This is a genomic window from Rhodopirellula islandica, from assembly GCF_001027925.1.
GTDB lineage: Bacteria > Planctomycetota > Planctomycetia > Pirellulales > Pirellulaceae > Rhodopirellula > Rhodopirellula islandica.
The window spans coordinates 25,425-29,185 of sequence record NZ_LECT01000001.1 but is presented as its reverse complement, the minus strand read 5'-3'; the positions used below and the strand labels follow the sequence as shown (position 1 = coordinate 29,185).

Sequence of the window (3,761 nt, the reverse complement as noted above, 5' to 3'; positions counted from 1 at the left end):
GGCAGCGGCATCCAAAGAAAGGTCACCTGCGAGCAGCTCCCTTGCCTCCAGCGCCTGGACGCTGAGCTTCCTGCCGAATCGTTTCGCCCTGCGCCCTCGCAAACGGCTTGACTTCGTCGTTTGACTTCTGCGAACACTCTCAAAAATGGCAGTCAAACGTTTTTCAAAATTCATCGATGTCGAACCTGGTGGACACTAAATTTGCATGCACTGCCGGAAGCCGAGAGTGAGCGAAAGAAGTATCAAATTGATGAACGAGGTCGAAACTCCAAGAAGCTGATGAAATTGCGGGCTTTAGCAAAAAGGCAAAACAACTGAGGAAAAACTGGCATTCAGCGAGATTCGGGCATCCACACCCGCCTCAACGCATGAACAAAACACGATGTTCCGCCGTCTGCCAGCAAATCAAAGGCACTGCATTTGCTCAGCGGGGGCCATCGTCTTCAAAAAGGCCACAAACAAAATGCTCAAAGTCACATTGACACCCCCAGCCGGAATTCCATAGCAGGATGATCTCGAAATGCCTTTTCACCTACCGGTTCAGCTAGCAAGAAGCGTTCAACGGCGGCTGCCTTGATCAACCGGACCAATACAGCATGCTCTGCCAACTGGGATTGATGGATGAGATTTTGGACAATGGTCGCACTGCCCCTGTGCACTCTTTGCACTGCAGGAAGCTTGCTGGCACAGGACGCTGGACTTCGGCGTCTAACACAGGCTTGGCCGCAATACGGTGACTACGCGAGCACCGACTCTCCAACGCCTCTCAACACGCTTGTCACGGTGAATGCCGAAACAGCCCAACCCCTCAACAGCCCATCGAAGAAGCCGAGCGGAGGAGCCAGCTTTCATCTCGCAAGCCTGAATTCGTTGGAAGACCGTGCTCAGGAAAGCACTGCGGAAACCCCTGCCACCGCTTCCGAAAACAGCGACCGCAAAAGCAAGCTCCGCGACACCGAACCCAAATCCTCCGCTCTCGGCCTCGATGCAACATCGAAAGCGAAACTGGATCGCGATGTGCAACCGGTCGCATACAACAGCGGTATCGCAGCGTCCATCTCTGACAGTTCACCAGTCGCTGAACTGCAAACACTGATGATTCGCCAGGGCAATCAGATCGCGAGAATGCAACATGAATTGGATGCGAAGGAACAAAGCCGCCGTGAATCACTTCCCACAAAATGGTTTGCGAGTTTCGACAATGTGTTTGTCCAACCCTTTCAATCCAACACCACGGCGTTGATTGTTGAACGCGATCACGACGACAATGGATCCGTCGATGAGTACGTCTCGATCATGTTCCCTTGGGAACTGGAATACAGCTACCGTTATCAAGTTGGCCAGCACAAATCGGACGGCACATTGGGATTCCAAGCTCGCTACTGGCGGTTTGACCAAGGCACGTCGCTGACCGCCAACGAGGACAACGGCTTGATCCCAACCTTCCAAGAGGGAGCGATCGGCTACCTCTCCGAAGACGGCGACATCACAACCGGACTGGCCTTCATCAATGAAGGAAGCTTCGCCAGCACAATTCACTCCGATGTGGTGGATTTCGAATTGCAAAAGCGAATTGCGCCCCGATTGGATCTCTACACCGGTCTGCGTTACGCCCAGGTTGGCCAGGGATACGCCGCCAACACCGATGTGGGAACCGTGCATGCGTCTTCCCAGTTCCGAGGAGTTGGCCCGACCGTTGCCCTCGCAGCCTTCCATCAACTTCCGCTGGATCGCTTGCAACTGTTCACCTCGCTGCGTGGATCTCTCTTGTACGGGCACCAAGACTTTTCCGTCTCGGACAGTTTCAATGAAGTCACACAAAGCCTCAATTCAATCGACGTTCGCGATTCGAACAATGCGGCCCGCCACTTCACCGGCAACACCGAACTCCAATTCGGAATCGAATACTCACCCTGGGACCTGCTTCAAATGCATGTTGCACTCGAAGCCCATCACTTCACGCAAGTGGGCGGCCCCAACCCGCCGGCCACGTTCCTTGGTCCTGACAGTGGGATTTCCACGGACAGTCCGCTGGATGACGGTCTCAGTTTCTTTGGACTGTCCTTCGGTGCCGTCGTCAAATTGTAAGCCCAGCCCAGCCAACAACTCCCGGGGAAGGCCAGTCTTTCATCGCGTTGGAGTCCTGCTTTGCAAACTTCAACGCATCGAAAACCGGGAAACGAAGATGCCAATTGGGGATGCATTCCCCAAAAACACCAATGCATCCGGGTGCCTGACAATTCTTTTACAATTGACTGACACCCATTCGAACTTCTGAGCGACCGCTTTTCGTTCAATGAGTGACGTCCGAGCCATGTCCGGCTCGATCGCTAGTCCTCTCTTGTCTCAGGAGCCTTCCGATGCGTTTCTCATTGTTGATGTTACTTGTTGCTGCCATGACGGCCTCACCGCTTCACCAAGCGAGTGCCGAACAAGTCAAATTGGATGTCCGCTTGGTCCACCCGGTTATGAAATCGGGTGAGAAACAAACCAATCACTTGCGAATCGCACTGACTGGTTTTGAACTGAAATCCGCTGAAGAGCGACCACCCGTCAACGTCTGCCTGGTGCTCGACCACAGCGGTTCGATGAGCGGACAAAAACTCACGCGTGCCAAAGAAGCTGCCGAAGCCGCGATCGATCGACTCAGCAACGACGACATTGTTTCGGTCGTTTTGTATGACAGCAATGTCACCGTCTTGGTCCCCGCCACCAAAGCCACCGACCGCGAATCAATCAAACAAAAAATTCGCGGAATCAAAGCCGGCAGTTCCACCGCGTTGTTCGCCGGTGTCAGCAAAGGCGCCGCGGAAGTTCGCAAGTTCCTGGCCGACGAACAAGTCAACCGTGTCATCCTGCTTTCGGATGGCTTGGCCAACGTGGGCCCACAAAGCCCACAAGAACTGGAAGGACTGGGACGTTCGCTGATGAAGGAAGCGATCAGCGTTAGCACACTCGGTCTGGGTTCAGGTTACAACGAAGACTTGATGGTCGCGCTCGCTTCAGTGGGCGGTGGCAACCACGCCTTCATCGAAGATGCGGACAGTTTGGTTTCCGTCTTCAATCAGGAATTTGATGGTCTTCTCAGCGTCGTCGCGAACGAATTCGAAATCGTGGTCAAACTGGATGAATCCGTTCGCCCCGTTCGGATGATCGGCAGCGAAGGAGACATCGAAGGGCAAACGATTCGCATTCCGCTCGCTCAGCTCTACGCCAATCAAGAACGTTACTTCATCGTCGAAACCGAAGTCTCCCCCGGTACGGAAGACTCCACCCGAGACCTGGCAGAAGTCACGGTGCAGTATCGCAATCTACAAACCGAAACCAAAGAGAAACTGACCAGCAGCATCCAGGTTCGCTTCAGTGACGAAGAAAAGATCGTCGAAGAAGCCAAGGACATGGAGGTGTACGCCTACTGCAGCTTGCAAATCACCACCGAACTCAATCGCGAAGCCACCGCGCTGCGGGATGCAGGTCAAGTCAAGGAAGCACAATCGCTGCTGAATCGAAATGCGACCTCTCTCAACAAGCTGTACTTTGAGTGTGAAGCGAAGGGCGTCACCAGTGTTCTCCCTGAGCTAAAGTTGGCCGAAGTAAGCAACGAAATGCAAGCCGAAGCGATTGTGGATCGTTCCAAGTGGAATTCAACTCGCAAGAGCATGCGACAGTTGCAAAATGCGGTCCAAAATCAACAAACCTATTCGGTGGACGTCCCTAGTCTTTCGCCTTCCCAATCCTCGGCCCCTCGTCGGTAATCCCTT

The 3,761-nt window shown here is 53.8% G+C and carries 2 protein-coding genes; both read left to right on the top strand.

Going from position 1 to position 3,761, the window contains the following annotated elements; translation table 11 throughout:
• The first annotated feature begins 621 nt into the window (after positions 1-621).
• Positions 622-2,088 carry an Lpg1974 family pore-forming outer membrane protein gene (locus RISK_RS00120; protein WP_150122452.1) on the top strand — a complete coding sequence of 489 codons (1,467 nt, stop codon included), beginning with the start codon at positions 622-624 and terminating at the stop codon, positions 2,086-2,088.
• Positions 2,089-2,360: 272 nt separating this feature from the next.
• Positions 2,361-3,755, top strand: coding sequence for a vWA domain-containing protein (locus RISK_RS00115; RefSeq protein WP_047812223.1), 1,395 nt, complete (start codon positions 2,361-2,363; stop codon positions 3,753-3,755).
• Positions 3,756-3,761: the final 6 nt, after the last annotated feature.